Genomic DNA, 22,522 nt, shown 5'->3' with positions numbered 1-22,522 from the left:
GTATGCGGTTTCATTTAAATTTAGGAGGGGTCGCGTTGATAAAGAAAAAAGGTTTTGCAATAGCAATGGTTGTTCTGTTGTTAATGATGGCTGCATTGACTGGTTGTGGCGGGGGAAGTTCCAGTAGTGATGGAAGCAAGGAACTGACATTCATGTTCCGTGGTGGAACAGATGAGCAAAAGGCTTATAAGGAAGTAATTAAGAAATTTGAAGCGGAACATCCTGGCGTAAAGGTTAAAATGGTCGTGACAGCAGCGGACCAATATGCTACAAAGCTTAGAGCTGCGATCACAGGAAATAATCTTCCAGATGTTTTTTATTTTAACCCTGGAGATGTGAAAGCTTATGTAAACAGTGGGGTACTGAAGAACCTCACCCCTTACATTGAGAAGAATAAGGATATAAACCTAGATAACATTTGGAAATACGGTGTGGATTTATATCGCTATGACGGTAAAATGGCCGGTCAAGGAGATATTTACGGTATGCCGAAGGACTTGGGTCCATTCGCACTTGGCTACAACAAAACGATGTTCGAAAAAGCGGGCGTGCCTTTGCCTGATAAAGACAAACCGTATACATGGGATGAGTTCATCAAGGTCAACCAAGAGTTAACCAAAGATACGAATGGTGACGGCAAGCCAGATCAGTACGGTACAGGCTTTAACGTTCAGTGGGCATTACAAGCCTTTGTATGGAGCAATGGGGCGGATTGGCTGGATGAGAGCAAAACCAAAGTAACGGTTGATGATCCGAAATTTGCGGAAGCGCTTCAGTACTTTGCTGACATGCAAAACAAATATAAAATCACACCTGGTATTGAACAATCGCAAACATTGGACACATACCAACGTTGGATGAAGGGCGAAATGGCATTCTTCCCGGTAGGTCCTTGGGATATGAGTACATTTGAAAAACTGCCATTCGAATATGATTTGCTGCCGTTCCCAGCCGGATCGACTGGAAAATCGGCAACATGGATTGGTTCCCTGGGTATCGGTGTTTCCTCTAAAACAAAATATCCAGATGAAGCTGTAGAACTGGTTAATTACCTGACCACTTCCAAAGAAGGAATGAAGCAGCTGGTAGATGCCAAGGTACAAATTCCGAATCTGCTGGACATGGCTGATGAATGGTCCAAAGATACGAAAACCAAGCCTAACAATAAACAGGAATTTATTGATATCGTAAATGACTATGGACGCTCATTACCAGGCAACTATACGTATAATGCAGAATGGTATGATATTTTCTTCACGGATATTCAGCCTGTACTGGACGGCAAAATTACGGCGGCAGATTATCTGAAGCAAGAACAACCGAAAATGCAGAAACTGCTGGATAAAGCGGTGGAGCAAGAGAAAAAATCACAGAAATAATGCGTAAATAGAGGAAAAAAGGATGATGTTAGTGGCTAAATATCATGCTGCTAACATCATCTTCATTCCAAATTAGAAACAGAGGTGAGCCCTGTGATAACCAAATCTAATCTCTACCGCAAAGAGAAGATATATGGATACTTATTTATTCTTCCACCTATTCTCGGTCTGCTAATCTTTACGTTATTCCCGTTTGTCTATTCGTTATACGGCTCTTTTACAGACTGGGACGGATTGGGACAAATGAATTTTATTGGTTTCGACAATTTTAAAGATTTATTTAGCGATGAGCTCTTTTATAAATCGATGTACAATACTCTTTTCTTAATGCTGGGTATTCCAATCGGTCTTGTACTAGCTTTACTGCTGGCACTAGGTTTGAATCGCAAGATTCCAGGTACGACAACATTTCGTGTGATATACTATATCCCGGTTATTTCTTCGTTGGCTGCCGTTTCTATTATGTGGAACTGGGCATACAACGGAGACTATGGTTTGGTGAACCAATTCCTCGAAATATTCGGTATTAAGGGTCCTAACTGGCTGATGGATAAGGATACGGTCAAACCGGCCTTGATTCTCATGACCGTCTGGAAGGGTCTCGGCTATACGATGCTGCTATATTTGGCAGCCCTGCAAAGCGTGTCTCGCTCTTATTATGAAGCAGCAGAGCTAGATGGAGCTAGCGGATTCCAGATGTTCCGCAATATTACATGGCCAATGGTGAAACCCGTAACCTTCTTCCTGGTCGTAACTAATATCATTGGTGGTTCGCAAATCTTTACTGAAATGAACATTATGACACCTACAGGGGGTCCGGAATACTCGTCCGCCTCAATCGTCTTTTATATTTGGGATAAGGCATTTAAAAACCTGCAAATGGGATATGCCTCCGCGATGGCTATGATTCTCGGCATCTTCATTTTTATCGTAACTTTGATTCAATTCAAAATGAATGAAAAATCGTCCTTTGATGGGGATTGATTTTCGCGGAAAGGAGTGAGTCTGATTATGTCCCATAGTCAAAAAACGAAAGTTACCAATACCATTATCTTTATTGTACTAGCGATTGGAGCGATTGTGATGATCGCGCCGCTGCTTTGGATGCTGTCCACTTCGGTGAAAGAAAAGCAGGATGTCTTTGCTCTTCCGCCAGTATGGATACCAGAGGTGTTCCAGTTTGGCAAGTATAAGGAAATTTGGGAAGCAGGACCTTTGTTAAGCGGGATCAAGAACAGTGTGATTGTGGCTGTAAGTGTTACCGTTATAGGTACCTTTACATCCAGTGTAGCCGCTTTTGCATTTGCAAAGCTGAGATTCCCTCATAAAAATAAACTGTTTCTGGCACTCATCGCATCTATGATGATTCCATACCCAACGGTTATGATTCCACAGTTTATGATGTTTTCCAAACTGGGCTGGGTGGACACACTGCTGCCTCTGATTGTTCCAGGTTTGTTCGGAAATGTAGTTATGATCTTTTTCCTGCGGCAGTACTTGCTTAGTGTACCAGATGCCATTATCGAAGCTGCTAAAATTGACGGAAGTTCTTATTTCCGACTCTATTCGTCGATTACGTTCCCGCTCATTAAGCCAGCAGTTGCAGCACAGCTTATTTTATGGTTCATGGGGATTTGGAACGATTATTTGGCACCGATTATTTACTTGAACTCACCAGAAACGCAGACACTGCAGCTGGTTATCGCGAATTTTAATGCGACTTACGCCATTCAGACGGACTATCCGCTTATCATGGCAGCATCAATTATAGCCTTGTTACCTGTACTGATTATATTCTTGATCTTCCAGAAACAAATTATTGAATCGGTTGCCATTTCGGGTGTCAAAGGCTAATTGACACTTGGAGGGTATGGATGAATGATGTAAGGCAGTCACAATATGTAATGGGTAAAGGAAGGAGGAGAATAACAGTTATGGTTATGCTGCTCATGCTGGGTCTATCCGGCTGTGGGGATAACACTCCGGACCCTGTGTATCCGCAGGCTCCGCCTCCCGATCACTTGTATGATCAAAGTACGATTAACGATGAACAGCGCTGGACCATTAACAATGCACATGACCCGGCGATTATCAAAACAGATCAAGGCTATTATGTCTACTCAACGGATGTAAAGACAGGTGGAGAATTGAGACCTGGTGTTATGGTACGCAAATCGACTGATCTGATTCACTGGAACTGGGTTCAGTATGCACTCCCCGGCATTCCAAAGGAAGCGGAGGCGTGGTCATCAGCAACCAATCTGTGGGCACCGGACATCATCAAGATGGGTGATACCTATCGGATGTATTACTCCGCTTCTACCTTTGGAAGCACACGGTCTGCGATCGGATTGCAGACATCCAGCTCCCCGGAAGGCCCTTGGAAGGATGAGGGGCTGGTCGTTAAAACGAGAGAGCATGACAAGCTGAATGCGATTGATGCCAATCCGGTGCTGGATGCAGAGGGAAATCCATGGATGGTATACGGCTCTTTTTTCGGCGGTATTTACATTACGCCGCTTGATCCCCTGACTGGAAAGCTTAAAGAGTCCGGCTATGGCAAAAATATCGCTGCCAGAGATCGGGCAACTGAGGACGGTGCTGTAGAAGGGCCTTACATTGTGTACAATCCAATGTTCCGTAAATACTACTTGTTCGTCTCGTATGATTCTTTGTTCGAGGACTACAATGTTCGCGTTGCTCGCTCAGATTCTATCACAGGGCCTTATGTGGACATGAATGGACATGACATGGCAGATACCAGCTATTTGCCTCAATACGAGATTGGAAACAAGGTATTGGGCGGTTATCGGTTCAGCGAAGGAGAAGGCTGGGTTGCGCCAGGTCACAATTCTGTCCTGAAGGACGGTGCGGATTATTATATTGTACATCATGCGCGGGGAGAAACGGACAAGAGCTGGCCGTACCTGCATGTACGCAAAATATTATGGACGGCAGAGGGCTGGCCGGTCGTCTCTCCGGAGCGCTATGCGGGGGAAAAGGAGCAGGATATACCCAAAAGGCTATTATCCGGCAACTGGGAGCGCATCGTGATAAGGCAGGAAGTAGATGGTCAGGTGGAAGCTGAACCGCTCCGTCTTGAAGATGGAGGGCGGGCAACCAGTGGTTCTCTTGAAGGTCACTGGAGCTTTGATGGTAAGCGTACTCTAACAATGGATTGGAGCAATACATCCGAAGGAACAAAGGAAGAACTGTTATTGCTTCCTTCATGGGACTGGGAGCTCGGTCGCCATACTCTAATTTTCACAGGTATGAATGAAAAGGGAATTTCCATCTGGGGAAAACGTATCAGCGATTAATTGTATGAACTACATACTACACATAGAGGAGAGAAAAACCATGAATCAATCTGTACCCTTTAATAATCCGGTCATTGAGCAACGGGCAGACCCTTGGATTTACAAGCATAGTGACGGATACTATTATTTCACCGGATCTGTGCCAGAGTATGACCGCATTGAGGTTCGACGAGCAAGTACTATTCAAGGCTTGAGTACAGCAGAGCCTGTCGCAGTGTGGCACAAATATGAAACGGGCCCGTTAAGTGCGAACATTTGGGCACCAGAAATTCATTATATTAACGACAAATGGTACATTTATTTTGCAGCAGCTCGTACAACGGAGACGAAGGAAGGCCTGTTCGACCACCGGATGTTCGTGCTGGAAAATGATTCAGCTAATCCTCTGGAAGGGGAATGGGTGGAAAAAGGACAGATCAAAACCCGTTGGGAGACGTTCGCCCTTGATGCGACAACCTTCCAGCATAATGGAGTTCTGTATTATGTGTGGGCTCAGAAGGACCCGGACATCGTCGGTAATTCCAATCTGTATATTTCTGAAATGAGCAATCCGTGGACGCTGCGCGGTGAGCAGGTCATGATCTCCACTCCTGAATATGATTGGGAAATCATCGGTTTTAAGGTGAATGAAGGAGCAGCGGTTCTGAAACGGAACGGGCGGATCTTTATCAGTTATTCAGCTAGCGCCACAGACCACAATTATTGCATGGGCCTGTTGACAGCAGATGAGAATGCGGATTTACTTGATCCGAAATCATGGACGAAATCACCTGAGCCGGTATTCTGCACCAATGAGGAAACAGGACAATTCGGGCCAGGTCATAACAGTTTTACGGTTGCTGCTGACGGTAGCGATGTAATCGTATATCACGCCCGGAACTACAAGGAAATTACAGGTGATCCGCTGTATGATCCGAATCGTCATACACGTGTTCAGCCGTTCAACTGGAAGGAAGATGGAACACCTGATTTTGGTATTCCAGCACCAGATGGCGTTTCTGTTGATAAATAAGCGAAATCTATTATAGATGGTTGACGTGTTGCACAGCGGTACTGTAACTTTCTAGAAATCATAGGGAATTATGATTCGACTGCGTATAACAAGAGTAATAAGATATCTTCTGAGCCTTCAGGCTGGAGGATATCTTTTTGCTTTTGGGACGGCAAGGAGGACTCTTTTCAAAAACTTCGATTTCTGCTATATTTAAATCGTAATATTTACGAATTGATCAAGGGGTGGAAATCTCGTGAACGAGCGGATTGATCCGTTTACCGTTAAAAAGGTTGAATACCTGCTGAATGGCTATATTGCGCTAAAGGTGCCAGGCTACGTGCGTTCTGACGTGCGGCTCATTTATCAAATAAAGGATAACTGTTTGATCTTGACGGAGGAAAGGCCTTCTAATGAAACTGAGTCGTGGGATCGCACGGACATTGTCCAATTTCGCTGGGAGGAAAATCATTGGCATGTATATGCCCGGCAAGAGGCTGAAAGCTGGCAGCGCGTAAAAGAGATTGCACCTAATCCGTGCTTTGAAGAACAGCTCGAACAGGTAGAAATAGATCCAGCAGGTATTTTTTGGACAGGTTAACGAAGTGCAGAATGATAAGTTCGGAAGATGGAGGTAGTGGGAGTCGTCCCGTTAAACTATATATGGAAGTAAACAGACTGACCGTAACTCCTTATATGGAGGTTACGGTCATTTGTTTTGTCTGGGGTGGCACTGTCTAGTTTACGTTTCCATGTCTTGTCATGAGGCTTGTTACGGGCACTGTAAATCAGGGTATGTGAAACACAGAGCGTGATAACGAGTGGGGAGCGGTGTGTAGTGAATGAGCAGCAACGTAATGACAGACAAAGGCGTGTAGATGAGCAGTATCGACCGGAACCTGAGATAAGACAAGTAGAGCGGGAGCTTGGAGCATTGTATCCAAAAGGCAGATCCCGAATTGCACTGACAGGCGCCAGTGGTTATATCGGGCATAATCTGCTGCAGAGGCTGACTGAGCATGCAGATGTCATTGCCTTATCCCGCAGTGGAGATCAGCGTAAAAATACAGAGCACGTGGAATGGCGCTCGTGTGATTTTTTTTCCATGGAGGATGCAAATCAAGGATTACATGGAGCGGATTATGCCGTATATCTCATTCATTCCATGCTGCCCTCAGCGAAGCTGACACAAGGAACATTTGAGGATATGGATGTGATTTTGGCAGAGCATTTTGCCCGGGCAGCGCGTAATAACGGGGTGAAGCAGATTGTATACTTGAGCGGTATCCTTCCCGAGCATACAAGTGAGGATGAACTATCCCGACATTTACGCAGCCGTCTGGAGGTTGAGCGTGTATTGAAGTCTTTTGGAGTACCTGTAACCACAATTCGTGCAGGCTTGATCGTCGGCCCACAGGGTTCATCGTTTCCAATTTTGGTCAAGCTCGTTCGCAGATTACCAGTCATGATTCTACCTCGTTGGACCCGAACCAAGACCCACCCGATTGCATTGGAGGATATTTTGAATGCGCTGGATCGGAGCATCGGCAACCGTACTCTTGATGAACAAATTATAGACGTAGGCGGGCCGGAGGTTATGACATATAGAGAAATGATGCAAAGAACAGCGGAAATAATGGATAAAAAGCGTCGCTTTTTTAATGTGCCGTTGCTGACGATCAAACTGTCCCGCCTTTGGGTTACCCTAGTGACTGGAGCCCCCAAAGAGATGGCTTATCCGCTGATTGAAAGCTTGGCTCATCCGATGGTGGCGCAACGGAAACATAAGGTTCAAGGCATCAGCGATGGGAAGATTTCCTTTGACAAAGCAGCTCGAACCTCACTCGAGCAGGAAGAAGAATATCGGCATAAGAAGAATTCCCATAGCAAGTCCAAAAAGCCGTTAAAGTCAGCAATTCGATCATTAAAATCTGATGTACGCTCGGTGCAACGGATCAAACTCCCGCCTGGTAAGGATGCAACATGGGCCGGGGAACGCTATTTGGCCTGGCTTCCGGTCTTTGCAAAACCTTGGGTGCGTGTCGAGACAGGAGGCCCGGATACCTATCAGTTGTATCTCTTGGGTAGTCGAAAGCCGTTGTTAGAAATGATTTATGACCGTGCGCAGAGCACCTCTGAGTTTGCACTCTATCGAATCACAGGAGGTACTTTTGCCACTGTAAAGGAAGACCATCGCGGCAGGCTTGAGTTCCTGCAAATTCCCGGTACAAATATTTGTGTCGTAGCCATTCATGATTATGTGCCATCGCTGCCTTGGTTTATTTATAAATATACACAGGCCAAAGTACATTTGGGGGTTATGTATGCGTTTGGCAAGTATGTCAAGCGGTTGATTGATACAAATGTTTAATATTTTCCACGAGATGGAAGCTACAAATGTATGGTAAAGTGTAATATATACAAGGTTTTATCCAAATGTCCTATCCAAAGTCTCCTGTGCATACCGAATCCGAATCACACGAGGTGAGAAAAATGCTGCAATCGTTAAAAGCCATTGCTAATTACAGGAAAGAAAATGATCTGGCCTGGGATACACCGACTTGGTTAAAGCTGCTTGTTTCGGCTGAGGAGCGTATTGTAAATTTGGAACGCATTCGATCTATAGGTGAGTTAAAGGATGCGAATCCTGTACTGGATTACGTGGAGCGTACGTTGCTTATTTTGGACGGACTTCCATTGTCATTCTGGGTTAAAGAGCTACTGGAGGATGTATTGGTGTGGTCTGAGACAGCCAAAGGAGGTACAGTCCGCGAACGGCTACGCTGGCAGCATGAGGGCATTAATTTATTTGTACATAATATCGGCTCCTCCCAACTGTATGTCAGACAGGCCCAAGCGGAGTCCCCTGCGTACCCGCGCAATAGCATGACCCGAATTCTGATTGAGACGCATGGATTGATCGGGCAATATATACGGGGAGAAATTCCTTTTGCGGAAAATCGACTGCTGCTTGAAATTACTCGTAAGGGCTGGCTGAGCTCTGAGGAACTGGAGCTTGTTTTACGGGCCCTGAACGAGTGTATTATCGCCGGGGTAGAACCTGCATTATGGGACCAAGTACGCAGTGAAGTAGAGCAGCTGATCGGCTGGATTGCATGGGATAACGCTCCTGTAGTCTGGAGTGTAAAGGAGCGACTGGAGAGATTACGGTCGGTTTCGATTCATGAAGGAGAGCCGTTCGAGCAGGCTTACACAGAACTAGAGCAGGAGTTGAATGTAGAGAAGGCGCTGGCTCCGTTGGAGAATCGGACACTTTGGTATGTAGAATCAGCTTTGCAGGATTTTTCACTTCAAGAACTGGTAAAGGTATTCTTACTCACATTAAGGGATGGGACGGGGCAGGAACAGCCTGCGACCGTTCGCCATATCAGTTTCGAATCGCTTATGAATACGATGTATTATGACTATCGTGGTGTCAAGAAAATTAACGTATATAAAAAACGAATGATAGAAAAATATTTAAGTGCACTGTCCTGGCAGGACATCTCAAAAGGGAAACGGAAGCATAATCCTCATTTGAGTGTGATCGTGGAGCATAAAGAGGAGCTGCCGAGTACTGTATTTTTTAATTTTGTATTTTCATCTGCGGCTGAGAAACTAATCGATTTTTGTATTGAAGCAGAAAAAACGCCTCTGTATGACAAAGCAGTCCTGCTGCTGTTCGATCTGTTCGGATTACGGCGTGATGCTTATGATCGCTTTCACAATGAGGAAACGTATCTTACAGATATGAACCAGACCGTAGATTACAAAAGGGTCATTTTGGATTACGTGACGGGAACCCGCATACTGGATATTGGACCCGGCGGGGGCGTGCTGCTGGATCTGATCGAACAGGAAAGACCAGATGCGAAGCCATTAGGTCTTGATATTTCTGTGAATGTCATTGAGGCACTTAAACGTAAAAAGCAATTGGAGCGCCATCGTTGGGATGTCATCAAAGGAGATGCGCTTCGGTTGGAGGAATATGTGGAAACGGGGAGCATGGACACGGTCATCTTCTCTTCGATTCTTCACGAGCTCTATTCCTACATCGAACGAGATGGAATTCGGTTCAATCCACAAACGGTGGAGGCTGCTTTGCAGAGTGCCTATCGTGTGCTTGCACCCGGCGGGCGTATCATCATTCGTGACGGTATTATGACCGAACCAGTAGAGCAGCGCAGACGAATTCGATTCTTGGAGCCGGACGGAATGGAATGGCTGATGCGGTATGCGCAAGATTTTGCAGGCCGCCACATTGAAATAGAGCGTGTGGGTGAGCATGAGGCTGTTTTGCCAGTGAACGATGCGATGGAATTTCTATATACCTATACATGGGGGGCGGAAGCCTATGTACATGAAGTGCAGGAGCAGTTTGGTTATTTTACCCCGTCACAGTATGAAGAGTGTATCCGTAACACACTTGGATCACAAGCGATTATCCGGGTGAGCCGCCACTATTTACAGGAGGGCTATGCCGAGGCGCTGTCCAGCCGTGTTGAGTTCATGGATGAGCAGGGCCAGCGGGTTCCTTTGCCAGACAGTACCTGTCTGATCGTGATTGAGAAGCCGAATAATAGGGCTGGAATTGCTGAATGATTTTTAATTTGAACAAGAGAATGCCTTCTGATTTGTGCCAAGCACGATTGGAAGGCATTTTTTAGAAAGCTAGTGGAGGTGTGTTCATGTATGTCCTCGCAGGTGGAAATATCCGGGTATGACCCGCAGTGGGCTGAAGAGTATATGCAAGAGCAAAGGAAAATTGTAGAGGCTCTCAAAGATGTATGTGTCGGCATAGAGCATATCGGTAGTACGTCCGTTCCTAATCTGGGAGCCAAGCCTATTATTGATATTATGGTTGGAGTAGAAGAGTTGGCAAGTCTTCAATCCGAACATCGAGAGCGTCTACAAGGGTTTCAATATGAATATGTATATAAGCCTGATTTTCCAGAGAGAGCTTTCTTTCGCCGTGGAGAATGGGGAGCTGGGACTCATCACTTGCATATTTACAAGTATAAAGGTGAGCATTGGGAAAACCATCTATTGTTCAGAGATTACTTAAAAGCGCATCCTGATAGCCTGCGAGCGTATGATACTTTAAAAAAAGATTTGGCGTACCAATTCAAATATGACCGTGCAGCGTATACCGAAGCCAAAGGACCATTCATTCGGAAGGTGATTGAGCGGGCGAAGCTTGAAAGATATAGGCAGGGACAGATGAATTCTTAGTACGCATGGACAAGGTGGAGGAATGATGAAGAATATGATGCTTGATGCACAGGTAACGCCGAATGGTTTAAAAGACAGAATGATGCTGCTGTCAGCGCTGGACATTATATTGTCCCCAGAAGATTGGTTACGCACGTATCGTATGCAATCTGAATGGTCTGGTGATGTATGCCTGGGTGAGGTGAACAACGGCGCTGGAGATACGATTCATATGCTATGGACGCGTGGAGGTGTGCTGTTGAAGGGTTTTGACCACGAATCCCCTGTAAGTCCTCATGCGAGAGACGAATATGAGGTCTGGCCGGGCATGTACGACGGTGTGCCTGATGATATGATGGAGCTTTTGGAAGACGAAGCCCTGGAGAAGGAGGACGTTACCTTTTGTATGTGGAGGAAAGCGGAAGATAAGGAGTGGCGTATGGGCAATGCGAACATTCCCGAGGCGTATGACGATGGCTCATCCTTTTTGCTGGGGAAAATTATAGTTACACCGGAGGAATATCAGGATTGGGCTGAAAGTTATTATGAGTTGCCGATTTCTCTAGGGGTGGTAAGCCAGATTTTCAACGGCGTTCCGGTCACTGCACAGATGATCTCTGCGCTTCATCCACAGCGTAACGTTACGGAAGCGATAAAGGAGCTAAAGCAGCTTGGCGTTCAGGTGCATGAAAGCTAAGAATACAGATTTGTTTTTCTTGACAAGTTTTGTATATAATACAGGAGAAATGGCTGGGTAATCACCTCGAATTAAAGGAGCTGTGTTGAAGATGTCCAAACGTTTGATTCCTTACATCACGATGGATGGAAATGCAAAAGAAGCAATCGAATTTTATGAAGAGGCATTGGATGCTCAACTGCTTTTTATTCAAACCTTTGGGGAAATGCCGGAAAACCCCGATTTTCCCATTCCCGCAGAGGTCAAGGAACGTGTGGGACATGCTACCCTTAAAGTGGGTGAGACAGAGCTCATGTTTTCTGATACCTTTCCCGGATCACCGTTTAGCAGCGGGAATCAGGTGAGTATCTGTATTACAACCGATAGTGTGGAGCAAGCTCAAAAAATGTTTGATGCTCTACAGCAAGGAGGACAGGTGGGAATGCCTTTGCAGGAAACCCATTTTAGTCCCGCTTATGGGAATGTAACAGACAAGTTTGGTGTCACCTTTCAAATGTTCACAGAGGCTCGGTCTTAAGAAATGGAAAACGGCTCGATTCCGCTACTTTAGCGATCTGGCCGTTTTTTTTACGTATAGTTCAATTTCTAGAATAAATAATGATTTTATTATTGTTGAAATAGAAACAAAAATATATTATATTATGTTGTTAATGCACCAACGGGTGGGAGGACAGGCCATGAACAAAGAAGAACAGGTCATAATGGGTTTCAGGGACTTATATAACAAGATGGTTTGGCTTAATAAGGATAAGATGGAAGACAGTCTTAAGGGTTATAAGTCTTCTGAAGTACATTGCATCGAATACATTGAAAGAAATGTAGATTCCAACGTGACAAAACTTGCGGAGTCCCTTTATATGACTAGCGGTGCCATAAGTAAAATAACTAAGAAGCTCATAAAAAGAGGCATTATCGAAAGCTACCAGAAGCCGGATAACAAGAAAGAAATCTATTTTAGGCTTACGGAGCAAGGGAAAGTAATCTATAAAATCCATGAGGAACTGCACAAAGAGTTTCAAGAGCGGGATAAAGCTGTATTTGAGCAGGTAACTGAGGAGCAATTTAACAGTATGATTAGCTTCCTGGAAAAGTATAGTAGGCATTTGGATGCAGAAATAAAGAAACAGGGTGTAGATATTAAGTCGGAATAAATTTGAATAATGAAAATCAAACCACAGGCAGCTGGGTTCTATTGAGAACGGGCTGCATTTTTTTTGCTACTGTTTTGTTGCCGAGGAAGCAAAACTGTGATACGATATTTTTGATTCCGAGGAAGCAAAACAACAATTTTTAAGGGGAGAATTTAAGTGTTCAAATTTAGATCACACCATGAACAGAACACAGAACAAATTGTAGATAAACACGCTTTAATATTCGGCCTTATCTCTGTGTTTCTTTGCGGAATAGGCTTCAGTATCATAGCACCTGTCGTCCCATTCTTAGTACAGCCTTATATAAGCAATCCGGGACAACAAGCTATCGTTGTCACGCTGCTGACCTCTGTTTATGCCTTCTGCGTGTTTTTTGCGGCCCCCATACTTGGAGCTCTGAGTGACAAATATGGCCGTCGTCCATTGCTCTTAGTATGCCTTTTGGGTTCCGCAATCGGGTACTTGGTTTTTGGCATAGGAGGAGCTCTATGGGTACTATTTGTGGGACGCATAATAGAGGGGATAACAGGTGGGAGCATAAGCACGATCTTCGCATATTTTGCAGACATCATTCCTCCAGAACAGAGAACCAAATACTTTGGATGGGTGAGTGCGGTTGTAGGTGTAGGCACTGTCATTGGCCCAACTCTAGGCGGATTACTTGCCAAGTTTGGTTATTCTGTACCTATGTATTTTGGAGCAATCATAACTTTATTGAATGTTGTTTATGGATTCTTTTTTATGCCAGAGAGCCTTGCCAAGAATAATAGACTGAAAGAGATTACCTTTGTAAGACTGAATCCACTTACACAGCTTGCAAACATACTTTCCATGAAAAGCTTAAGAAGGCTACTTGTCTCGGCGTTCTTACTTTGGATACCCAACGGATCTTTACAGGCCGTTTTTTCACAATTTACAATGGATACCTTCGGTTGGAAGCCTGCACTAATCGGACTTATGTTTTCAATTATGGGCTTCCAAGACTTCATTTCACAAGGTTTCATCATGCCAAAGCTTTTGATAAAACTTAATGATAAACAGATAGCAATTCTTGGAATGGTTTCGGAGATTATAGGCTACAGTCTTATTGCGCTATCTACTTTGTTCTCATTCTATCCTCTTTTTATCGCTGGAATGTTTATATTTGGTTTTGGTGATTCGATCTTTGGGCCTTCATTCAATGGGATGCTCTCCAAGTCTGTCGATTCTAGTGAACAAGGAAGGATTCAAGGAGGTAGTCAATCTATTCAGGCTTTAGCAAGAATGATTGGGCCTATCATTGGAGGTCAAATCTATGTGTCACTTGGTCATGCCGCACCCGCTTTTATGGGTATGATCCTTATAGCAGCGGCAATACCAGTTTTATATAAGCGAACGCAAGTAAATGAGGATTTTGCAAAAATCCCATAAGCGACTTCCAATGAACAAGATATAGATCGAAATGGTTTAGTTCGTCTATATCTTGCACTTCGGAGCGACTGGAATCGAATTTTGCAAAATCCTGAAATATGTAAACTATCTACTTTGTTTACAGTCTGAGCCATCCGCATGCGGACGGCTCTTCATAGTATCACCTTGCTAAATTAATTTCACGTATTTGTACTTATACGCCAAAATTAAAATCATCATCTGTCAGCGGCTCTACATTCATCGCCCGCACATAGCCGTTTCCTTTTTTAGAAAAGAAATCATGCTGCTTAGTGTGGGTGCTGATACCGTTGAATACAATGGGATTAACTTCTTCTTCTTCAAACAGTGGATCAAAGCCCAAGTTCATCATGGCCTTGTTGGCGTTGTAGCGCAAAAAGACTTTCACATCGTCTACGAGTCCAATAGGAGTGTAAATTTGCTCGGTGTATTGTTCCTCGTTATTGTGCAAGTAGCGGAGCAAGCCTACCAGCGTCTGGTAAAGATCACGTTGTTCTTCCTCGGCCAATTCTGCATAAATCTCCTGTGCCAGTACACCTACGTACACACCGTGAATACTTTCATCCCGCAGGATCAAATCGATAATTTCTCCACTGCATGTCAGCTTGCCCTGGCCCGCCAAATAAAGAGGGTAGAAGAAGCCGCTATAAAATAAATAGCTTTCTAACAGCACCGATGCTGCCATCGCGAGATACAGGTCTTTGGGTGTGTGGATATTCATATAATACTGACGAATGGTTTCTGCCTTGGTTTGGAGATGTGGATTTTCTTCCACCCAGCGGAACACACCGTCAATTTCTTCCGTGGAAGCTAGCGTTGTAAAGATGCTACTGTACGACTTGGCATGAATTTGTTCCATCATCGCCATAAAGCTTAGTACGGCTTTGCGTTGCAGTCCGTCCACATGCTCCATAATTTGCGGCATACCCACGCCGCCTTGAATGGTATCCAGTAGCGTCAATCCGCCCAGCACCTTCATGTAGGCTTCTTTTTCGATATCACTGAGGGTTACCCAGGACATTTTATCGTCAGACAACGGGATTTCATCATCCGTCCAAAATTGCATAATGTTCTGGTTCCAGAACATCAGTGTGAAATCATCGTCCGAGCGATTCCAGTTTACAGCTTGTATACCTGTCATTGTTAGCATTCTCCCTTCAGCTTGCGAGATTCCCTGGAAACACATATTGAAATAGTGCAGGCGAATCATCGTATGCTTGACATACGGAAGCTGTATCCGCGAGGGTCTTGTCCAGTCCCGTAAAAGGTCTGAACCACACGCTGGATACAGCTTCTAATGCAAAGCATCCATATCTATTCAAAATCTAATTTTTATACTACAGCTTGTTACCATTTATGCTTTAGATGGAGCAGGTGAGGCACTCTTCCACAGACAGCTTTTTGGTGCGTGTGTAGTATAACGATTTAAGTCCTTTGTGTGCGGCGTACAGATAGCAACGTGCTAACTGACGCGTAGTCACGTCACTGTTCACATGAAGCACGGTCGAAATTCCTTGGTCCACGTGCGGCTGGATTTCTGCAATCAGATCAAGCACTTTGAACTGATCCATTTGATAAGCGGATTTATAGAAGAACACGTTATCCTTTTGCAAATAAGGCATTGGATAGTAGGTCGTCGAATTGGCATAGGTACGGGTTTCAATCTGCTCAACAATCGGCATGACGCTGGATGTTGCATTTTGAATGTACGAAATGCTAGCAGTCGGCGCAATTGCCATACGATAGGCGTGGTACAGGCCATTTTTCATCACATCTGCTTTTAATTTGTCCCAGTCCGCTGAAGTCGGAACATAGATGCCTTTGAACAACTCTTGCACACGTGCAGTTGTCGGACGATAATCTGTGTTCAGGTATCGGTCAAAATATACGCCTGTCGCATAATCCGATTCCTCAAATCCATAAAAGCTTTGTCCAGCTGCTTTCGCGATTTCCATACTCTTTTCGATGGAATGATAGTTCATCGTCATGAAGAAGGTACGGACAAAGTCTTTTGCTTCATTGCTTTCATACGCAATTTTGTTTTTGGCAAAGTAGCCGTGCAGATTCATAACACCCAGACCGACGGAGTGCATTTCACGGTTCGCTTTCGCAACACCTGGTGCATTAGCTACTTGGGTCATATCGCTGACTGAGGTGAGCGCGATCATACCCTCATGAACGGATTCGCGAATTTTACCATGTTCCATCACATTTACAATGTTCAGAGAAGCCAGATTACAGCTCACGTCCCGGCAGATAGTATCCTGTTGTCCGTAATCTGTAATTTCGGAAGTTTCCTGCAACTGGAAGATTTCCGTGCATAGGTTCGACATCTTGACTTGACCCACGTTTTTAAGAGCATGTGCCTGGTTCGCGTTACTTTTGTTCATGATATATGGATAACCAGACTCCAACTGAATCATGGCAATTTTCGTCAGCATGTCACGTGCGCTCATCGCTATTTTTTTCTTCACCCGATCGTCAGCAAGCAGCGTGTCGTACATTTCATCCAAATCCATGTCGTCCAGATGCGTTCCATAGGCTTTGAACACACTGTAAGGAGCAAATACATGCAGCGGTTCATTATCTTGAGCCAGCTTGTAAAAGCGGTTTGGCACCAGCAATCCAATAGAAAGTGTCTTGAGACGTACTCTTTCGTCAGCATTGATTTTTTTGCTATCCAGGAACTCAAGCACGTCCCATCCGAAAATGTTGTAATAGGCTGCGCCAGAACCTTTACGTTGTCCCATTTGATCTGCGTAGGAGAAGCCGTCTTCCATCAGCTTCAGCACAGGCATTATGCCTTTTGCTGCGCCTTCTACACCCTTAATTGCTTCACCGCGTGCCCGCAGCTTCGACAGGTTAACGGCAACACCGCCGCCAATTTTGGACAACTGCATGCAAGTGTTCAGCACATAGTTGATTGAGTTCAGGGAGTCGTCCATTTCGAGCAGGAAGCAGGATACCAATTCCCCACGGCGGCTTTTGCCTGCATTCAGGAAGGTTGGTGTCGCTGGCTGGAGACGTTGCTCCATCATCGAGCAGGACAACAGGCGTGCCGTATCGGCGTTACCGCGTCCTAAATGCAGCGCGACAGCAGCAACCCGGTCAGGGTAATGTTCCAGATAGACTTTACGGTCGTTACTCTTCATTGCATAGTCGGTATAAAACTTGGATGCTGCCATATAGGAAGGAAATTTAAAATTATAGCTATGAGTGATATGGAAAATATCATTAATTTCGTCAGCCGTGTAGCTGTTATAGAAATTTTCGTAATAATCATTCTCAATCATATACAGCACTTGAGCGGCTGTGTCAGCAAACTTCAAACTCCGTTCCTGAACTTCCTTCATAAATTCCGCTACAGCCTCTTGGTCCTTTTCCAATTGGAAAAAGCCGTCTGTATCGCGTTTCATCAACATGTTGTTCAATTCAATATGCCGCAACTCGGCTCACCTCCTGTTTAAAACGTTCTACATCTCCGAACGTTCCAGATAATTCAAATTTACTAATTACGGGGACATTATAGTGGTCGGAAATCAAATCCGCACTTTTGGCAAATTTCTCACCCCAGTTACGGTTGCCGCTTGCAGCTACACCAACAAGGTTTTGTGCATTTTTTTTCAAAAAGGAAGATACCCTCTCAGGTATCTGCCCAAACCCGGTTGTATATGTAATAAGTACGTAAGGTTCTTCTATAGTCATTTGCTCCTCGATCTGAACCGCTGGAAGCTTGAGCTTGTTTATAAATCTTTTTACATTGCCGGTCTTGGAATCATATGCAATCAGCATGGTATGCAACCTCCTTAAACAATTAACGAAAAAAGAAAACGGCATTGCCTGAGATCCATCATAGCTGGAATCCCTTGCTGGCTGTGCCATTTAAAATTTTTGACTCTATATTTACATGTATTTTCATACCTGTATCTTCAAGATATCGGGCATAAATACGTTTTTTACACTATATTTAGAGTACATTCTCTATTTTATATCTATATATAGTTTTGTCAATCGGTCTAGAGGGGATCAGCGGACCCAGATCGGGTATAAGTCCAAGCGGGGTGCGGAAAAGAGCGAAAGAACTTTTTTTTCGTAAGTATGTTAAAAAAGTATTGGAGTTTTTGAGGGTGAAGATGTACGATTTGTCAATGGGCAATAGAATGGAAAATTTACATTTTACTGTAGAAAGGATGAAGCAGATGGGAAATGATTTTATGGAATTTCAATCGTTTAATATGATCTTTTTTATCGTATTTGGACTCATTGCTATTGTAATGATTATGGGAATTGTCAAAACGATAGGAGCGGGCCTGTCCAATCAAGCAGCCGAACGGATACAACGTTCATGTAAGGTTGTGGATAAACGGACGAGAGTGCGTGGGGGATCAGGCGATTTTTCAGCTTCGACATATTATTATATCACCTTTGAGTTTGACGGGGGTGAGCGTATGGAGCTGGAGGTGAAGGATACGGACTTTGGTATGATTGTGATCGGGGATCGTGGGGAGCTTCATTATAAAGGTACACGTTTTCTGGAGTTTGTAAGAGTAATGGAAGCATAAAGGTGTTGGCGGGGAGTTAGTATTGCCAAAACAAATACATAATTGGAGGGAAGATTACGATGCCGCATATCATTGGAAAACGAATAGTATTGAGAGAATACCGTCAAGAAGATGTACCAGATATCCGAAAATGGGTCAATGACCCGGAAATCACACGTGGTTTAAGCGACGTGTTTATCTACCCGCATTCACAGGTGAATAGCGAATCCTTTGTGCAGATGATGATTGACGGCAACCCCGAGATCAAAGGTTTTGTCATTGCGCATAAAGACACACTGGACTATATCGGACAACTGGATTTATTCAAAATCAACTGGGTAAATCGGCACGCTACCCTTGGTGTTGTGATCGGGCGTGACGGTGACCTGGGCAAAGGTTACGGACGGGAAGCGATCCGGCTGTTACAGAAATTTGCATTTCATACGCTGAATCTGCATCGTCTGGAGCTGGAGGTCTATGCGTTCAATGAACGTGCACACCGTTGCTATTTGGCATGCGGCTTCAAGGAAGAAGGTCGGCTACGGGAAAAGCTATTCAGGGAAGGGCAATACTATGACATTATTCAGATGGGGATTTTGCGAAGTGAATATGAGGCTGCACAGCAAGCGACGGAATCCTGAGAGTGCAACCTCATAAGCTATATTACTCCGTCAGCTTTCTTCAATTTTTTATGAGTGAAATCACGGGGACTACGCTCATCCTTTTTTTATTAGCTAAAGGACTTTCTCTGCAGAGTGCCAACTTCTTACTGGTTGTATTCTTTGTAAGTATTTTTCTGTTTGAGATACCCACGGGGGCTATTGCAGACAAGTATGGAAGAAAAATTTCTGTTATTTTGGGACTTTGTTGTTTTCTAGTCTATAGTGTGTTGTTCGTTTGGACAGATCAAATCGGGGTGCTTGTGTTTGCGCAAGTCTTTGGAGGTCTGGCTATATGTTTACAATCAGGTTCGTTGGAATCATGGGTTGTGGAAAATAGTGATAAGCCCATGGAAGTTCTTTTTACAACCTCTAACAGTATACAGTACATTTCGGGATTTATTTGTGGTCTGTTGGGGGCCTTCCTCGCAACTTTTAACTATTCACTTCCATGGGCGGCTAGTATTTTATCTATTATTGTATGCATTTTTCTATGTTTCTTTTATATGGATGAGGAGAATGTTGCACATCGAAAGACGTCTAATACTCGCATTAAAACGATTATCGGAGAAAGTGTCCGTATCGGTTTTGAAAATAAGTCTATCTGGATTGTGTTTATGATTGGCTTATTTATCAGCTTTTCGAACTCGGCGGGGAATACATTCCAACAGCCACGTCTGGTTGGCCTTTCTGAACAAGGGATTTGGATTATGGGGTTTATCAAGGCAGGGTATTCACTATGTATGACTTTGGGAAGTTACCTGGTTCGAAAGCTAGGCGCACGATTCAGTGATGTACATATACTCATGTATGCCTGCGGCATGATTGGGATATGGCTCATTTTAGCCGGTGCGTTCAACACATTTTATCCTGTGCTGCTTACCTTTTTGATCTATGAAATTGGGCGCGGCATGTACCCGGTTGCCAAACAAATTTTTCTGAACAAAAGAATCTCTAATGAGTATCGTTCTACACTACTATCTCTGGATTCTGCGATTTCACAATTAGGCATGTGCATAGGTTTAATCGTGACAGGGATCATCAGTCGTAATTTTACGGATTTGTCTTCCGATCAAACACCTATTCAAATATCTTGGGTGATGTGTGGGGGGATTGCGTTGATTCCAATCATTTTATTGTTTTACGTCAATCGTGTATCAGGGAAAAGTAATTCTTGGAAAGAAAAAGAAACCAAACAGAATATGTAATGTAAAAGTTAATGTAGAAGGGCTGAACAGCATGGTCTGTCAGCCCTGTAATATTTCATTAAAAGACAAACCCTATTTTTCGCCGTACCACAGCTTCAGCCGATTTTGGATTAGGCCAGTGTAGATTTCTTCAGCCTTTGGCACACCCGCCTGATCCAGCTCTTGGAGCATGCGGTCATACACAGCGTCGAACTGATCTGGCTTGGCGAGTACGGCCTCAGGAATGCGTTTGCGTACAATGTCCTGCGACTTTTGATAAATAACATTGTAATTCGTATTGGTCGGAACAGGCATGTTGTAGGCAGCCCCCCACTCTTTTACCGGAAAATCTTTTTCGTTCGGGAACAGGTCTTTCCACGTATGGGCTTTGTATGCCTGAAGGGACTCTTTCTCGGCTTGACTATAATTTTCGGTAATCATCTCCGGATAATTGGTTGTGTAATAATTGCCCGAAGGGTCCTTCACGCTATCGCCGTAATGTGGCCCCCATATCCAGTACAAACCGATACCTGACTCTCTGCTAAAAGAAGCGTTATCGGTGTTTTTACGTTGTTGCACATCCGCCGGAATGACTCGTTTGCCATTCTCTACATTGTAATGCTGGCCTTCAATTCCCCAATTGCGTAAAATTTGTCCTTCGTCGGAAGCCAGAAAATCCAGAAACTTGATAGCTCGCACCGGATTTTCGCATGAGGTTGTAATTCCGATCCCGGATGCGGTATCGAAGCCAATGGGCTGGAGGGAATGATCCTCGTATTTCTCATTTAAAGTGACTGGAAAATGGGCGTAAGTGAATTCATCCTTACCTGCTGCCTTGAGCGCATTTTCGGCATCTTGATAGTTCCATTCCTGATCAATGAGTCCGATGACACGGCCTGCGGCGATTTTGGACTTATACTGATCACTTTTTTGCACAAAAGTATCCTTATCCAACAGTCCTTCATTGTACATATGGTTCAACCAACGGAAATATTCACGTTCTTCTGGGCGCTTGTAGTGAAGAATGGCTTTGTGTGTTTTAGGATCAATATAATATTCGCCATCGTCGGGTCCACCTGTAGCAGTAACAGCCGGGTTAGTCACTGTAATTTGAATTTTCCAGTCTTCGGCATCAAGTGATAGGGGGATGGTTCGCTGGCCATTGGTAGTAGGGTATTTGGCGACATAATCTTTAAGTGCTTTTTCAAAATCTTGAACGGTGCGGATTTTAGGATATCCAAGCTTCTTAAGTGCCTGATGCTGGATTTCGAAGCCGGCTTGTGCATCAAACGCGATGTGATCCACACCCAAATTGGTCGGGATCGTGTAGATGGCTGGATCTTCACTACTATATTTAATACGATTAAAATAGTCTCCATACACTTTCTTAATGTTAGGGCCGTATTTGTCAATGAGGTCGGTTAGGTCAATGAGTGCTCCGGCATCGACCAGCTTGCCAATGTCTGATTTGGGGTACACGAGATCTGGATACTCTCCGCTCGCTGCCATTAAAGCAAACTTTTCCTCGCCTCGGCCATTGACAGCATGTTCAGCATTTAGCGTAACGCCCGTTTTCTTGATAATTTCCTGCCCGACAGCATCCTTCATGTTGTTCCAGTTAGAGCTGGAATCACCGCCAAAGAAAGTAAATGTAATAGGGCTGGTGTCATTAGGATCTTCCTTTTCTGCCTTACTGCCTGTTCCGTTCGCACAGCCCGTTGTAACGAGCAGCAGCAAAGACAGGAGCAGGATGGAGCTCTGACGTACCGACCTGTTCATGAACATTTGCAAATCCCCCTTAATAAGTATGATTTACACAATGTAAGTGCTTTCAATAGTAAATTGTAGGAAATAAAAAACCTCACGTCAAGTTATTTATAATTGTTTGTTATGCGGTTTGTTTTTTTATTAAGCAAACATATTTTGGTGGAGGGTGTGGATTTGTACAAATCTATCAT

Annotated in this window: 20 protein-coding genes; 16 read left to right on the top strand and 4 right to left on the bottom strand. The window is 44.2% G+C overall.

Annotated features, from left to right (window positions below):
- The first annotated feature begins 35 nt into the window (after positions 1-35).
- From NSS66_RS02175 to NSS66_RS02115, 13 genes are all read left to right on the top strand, one after another.
- Positions 36-1,379, top strand: a complete 1,344-nt coding sequence (locus NSS66_RS02175; RefSeq protein WP_023988070.1) for an ABC transporter substrate-binding protein — start codon at positions 36-38, stop codon at positions 1,377-1,379.
- Positions 1,380-1,472: 93 nt separating this feature from the next.
- Positions 1,473-2,363: a carbohydrate ABC transporter permease gene (locus tag NSS66_RS02170; protein ID WP_023988071.1), complete on the top strand. Its 891-nt coding sequence runs from the start codon at positions 1,473-1,475 to the stop codon at positions 2,361-2,363.
- Positions 2,364-2,390: 27 nt separating this feature from the next.
- Entirely contained in the window at positions 2,391-3,233 is an 843-nt protein-coding gene (locus tag NSS66_RS02165) for a carbohydrate ABC transporter permease (protein ID WP_023988072.1), read from the top strand.
- 80 nt (positions 3,234-3,313) lie between these two features.
- Entirely contained in the window at positions 3,314-4,699 is a 1,386-nt protein-coding gene (locus NSS66_RS02160) for an arabinan endo-1,5-alpha-L-arabinosidase (protein WP_023988073.1), read from the top strand.
- A 40-nt stretch (positions 4,700-4,739) separates the two neighbouring features.
- Complete coding sequence (locus NSS66_RS02155) at positions 4,740-5,711, top strand: glycoside hydrolase family 43 protein (RefSeq protein ID WP_068940562.1); 972 nt, start codon at positions 4,740-4,742, stop codon at positions 5,709-5,711.
- Positions 5,712-5,946: 235 nt separating this feature from the next.
- Entirely contained in the window at positions 5,947-6,291 is a 345-nt protein-coding gene (locus tag NSS66_RS02150; protein ID WP_023988075.1) for a DUF3024 domain-containing protein, read from the top strand.
- Between the two features lie 237 nt (positions 6,292-6,528).
- Positions 6,529-8,061, top strand: coding sequence for an NAD(P)H-binding protein (locus tag NSS66_RS02145; protein WP_305954119.1), 1,533 nt, complete (start codon positions 6,529-6,531; stop codon positions 8,059-8,061).
- Positions 8,062-8,183: 122 nt separating this feature from the next.
- Positions 8,184-10,292: a class I SAM-dependent methyltransferase gene (locus NSS66_RS02140; RefSeq protein WP_069080861.1), complete on the top strand. Its 2,109-nt coding sequence runs from the start codon at positions 8,184-8,186 to the stop codon at positions 10,290-10,292.
- 90 nt (positions 10,293-10,382) lie between these two features.
- The gene (locus NSS66_RS02135) at positions 10,383-10,922 is read left to right on the top strand and encodes a GrpB family protein (protein WP_076294903.1); all 540 of its coding nucleotides are present in this window, start codon (positions 10,383-10,385) and stop codon (positions 10,920-10,922) included.
- A gap of 22 nt (positions 10,923-10,944) precedes the next feature.
- A complete protein-coding gene (locus tag NSS66_RS02130; protein WP_256704462.1) occupies positions 10,945-11,598 on the top strand; it encodes a hypothetical protein in 654 nt (217 codons plus the stop codon).
- Between the two features lie 91 nt (positions 11,599-11,689).
- Positions 11,690-12,115: a VOC family protein gene (locus NSS66_RS02125; protein WP_053325184.1), complete on the top strand. Its 426-nt coding sequence runs from the start codon at positions 11,690-11,692 to the stop codon at positions 12,113-12,115.
- A 160-nt stretch (positions 12,116-12,275) separates the two neighbouring features.
- Complete coding sequence (locus NSS66_RS02120) at positions 12,276-12,749, top strand: MarR family transcriptional regulator (RefSeq protein ID WP_076294901.1); 474 nt, start codon at positions 12,276-12,278, stop codon at positions 12,747-12,749.
- Positions 12,750-12,905: 156 nt separating this feature from the next.
- Positions 12,906-14,159, top strand: a complete 1,254-nt coding sequence (locus NSS66_RS02115) for an MFS transporter (RefSeq protein ID WP_076294900.1) — start codon at positions 12,906-12,908, stop codon at positions 14,157-14,159.
- Positions 14,160-14,352: 193 nt separating this feature from the next.
- On the opposite strand, the gene nrdF is transcribed toward NSS66_RS02115, so the two are convergent.
- The 3 genes from nrdF to nrdI form a co-directional block, all read right to left on the bottom strand.
- The gene (gene nrdF, locus NSS66_RS02110) at positions 14,353-15,318 is read right to left on the bottom strand and encodes a class 1b ribonucleoside-diphosphate reductase subunit beta (RefSeq protein ID WP_025723500.1); all 966 of its coding nucleotides are present in this window, start codon (positions 15,316-15,318) and stop codon (positions 14,353-14,355) included.
- Between the two features lie 220 nt (positions 15,319-15,538).
- On the bottom strand, positions 15,539-17,623 hold the full coding sequence (gene nrdE / locus NSS66_RS02105) for a class 1b ribonucleoside-diphosphate reductase subunit alpha (protein ID WP_340958378.1): 2,085 nt from the start codon (positions 17,621-17,623) through the stop codon (positions 15,539-15,541).
- Positions 17,610-17,969 carry a class Ib ribonucleoside-diphosphate reductase assembly flavoprotein NrdI gene (gene nrdI, locus NSS66_RS02100; RefSeq protein WP_053325185.1) on the bottom strand — a complete coding sequence of 120 codons (360 nt, stop codon included), beginning with the start codon at positions 17,967-17,969 and terminating at the stop codon, positions 17,610-17,612. Before nrdI ends, nrdE begins: the two co-directional genes overlap by 14 nt.
- Positions 17,970-18,376: 407 nt before the next feature.
- On the opposite strand from nrdI, the gene NSS66_RS02095 reads away from it, so the two are divergent.
- The 3 genes from NSS66_RS02095 to NSS66_RS02085 are packed head-to-tail and all read left to right on the top strand — an operon-like array spanning position 18,377 to position 20,585.
- Positions 18,377-18,739, top strand: a complete 363-nt coding sequence (locus tag NSS66_RS02095; protein WP_023988085.1) for a DUF2500 domain-containing protein — start codon at positions 18,377-18,379, stop codon at positions 18,737-18,739.
- Between the two features lie 59 nt (positions 18,740-18,798).
- Positions 18,799-19,359 carry a GNAT family N-acetyltransferase gene (locus NSS66_RS02090; RefSeq protein WP_053325186.1) on the top strand — a complete coding sequence of 187 codons (561 nt, stop codon included), beginning with the start codon at positions 18,799-18,801 and terminating at the stop codon, positions 19,357-19,359.
- Between the two features lie 2 nt (positions 19,360-19,361).
- Positions 19,362-20,585: an MFS transporter gene (locus NSS66_RS02085; protein WP_076264281.1), complete on the top strand. Its 1,224-nt coding sequence runs from the start codon at positions 19,362-19,364 to the stop codon at positions 20,583-20,585.
- A gap of 72 nt (positions 20,586-20,657) precedes the next feature.
- On the opposite strand, the gene NSS66_RS02080 is transcribed toward NSS66_RS02085, so the two are convergent.
- Entirely contained in the window at positions 20,658-22,349 is a 1,692-nt protein-coding gene (locus NSS66_RS02080; protein WP_025723496.1) for an ABC transporter substrate-binding protein, read from the bottom strand.
- Between the last annotated feature and the right edge of the window lie 173 nt (positions 22,350-22,522).

It is taken from the genome of Paenibacillus sp. FSL R10-2748, from assembly GCF_038005565.1.
Classification (GTDB): Bacteria; Bacillota; Bacilli; order Paenibacillales; family Paenibacillaceae; genus Paenibacillus; species Paenibacillus polymyxa_B.
The sequence above is the reverse complement of the archived record's forward strand: the minus strand, read 5'-3'. Positions and strand labels throughout refer to the sequence as shown.

Coding starts and splice junctions, on each gene's coding strand:
- NSS66_RS02165 (WP_023988072.1), top strand. CDS start 2,391: ATGTCCCATAGTCAAAAAACGAAAGTTACCAATACCATTATCTTTATT.
- NSS66_RS02160 (WP_023988073.1), top strand. CDS start 3,314: ATGGTTATGCTGCTCATGCTGGGTCTATCCGGCTGTGGGGATAACACT.
- NSS66_RS02155 (WP_068940562.1), top strand. CDS start 4,740: ATGAATCAATCTGTACCCTTTAATAATCCGGTCATTGAGCAACGGGCA.
- NSS66_RS02140 (WP_069080861.1), top strand. CDS start 8,184: ATGCTGCAATCGTTAAAAGCCATTGCTAATTACAGGAAAGAAAATGAT.
- NSS66_RS02135 (WP_076294903.1), top strand. CDS start 10,383: ATGTCCTCGCAGGTGGAAATATCCGGGTATGACCCGCAGTGGGCTGAA.
- NSS66_RS02130 (WP_256704462.1), top strand. CDS start 10,945: ATGATGAAGAATATGATGCTTGATGCACAGGTAACGCCGAATGGTTTA.
- NSS66_RS02125 (WP_053325184.1), top strand. CDS start 11,690: ATGTCCAAACGTTTGATTCCTTACATCACGATGGATGGAAATGCAAAA.
- NSS66_RS02120 (WP_076294901.1), top strand. CDS start 12,276: ATGAACAAAGAAGAACAGGTCATAATGGGTTTCAGGGACTTATATAAC.
- nrdF (WP_025723500.1), bottom strand. CDS start 15,318: ATGACAGGTATACAAGCTGTAAACTGGAATCGCTCGGACGATGATTTC.
- nrdI (WP_053325185.1), bottom strand. CDS start 17,969: ATGCTGATTGCATATGATTCCAAGACCGGCAATGTAAAAAGATTTATA.
- NSS66_RS02095 (WP_023988085.1), top strand. CDS start 18,377: ATGGGAAATGATTTTATGGAATTTCAATCGTTTAATATGATCTTTTTT.
- NSS66_RS02090 (WP_053325186.1), top strand. CDS start 18,799: ATGCCGCATATCATTGGAAAACGAATAGTATTGAGAGAATACCGTCAA.
- NSS66_RS02080 (WP_025723496.1), bottom strand. CDS start 22,349: ATGTTCATGAACAGGTCGGTACGTCAGAGCTCCATCCTGCTCCTGTCT.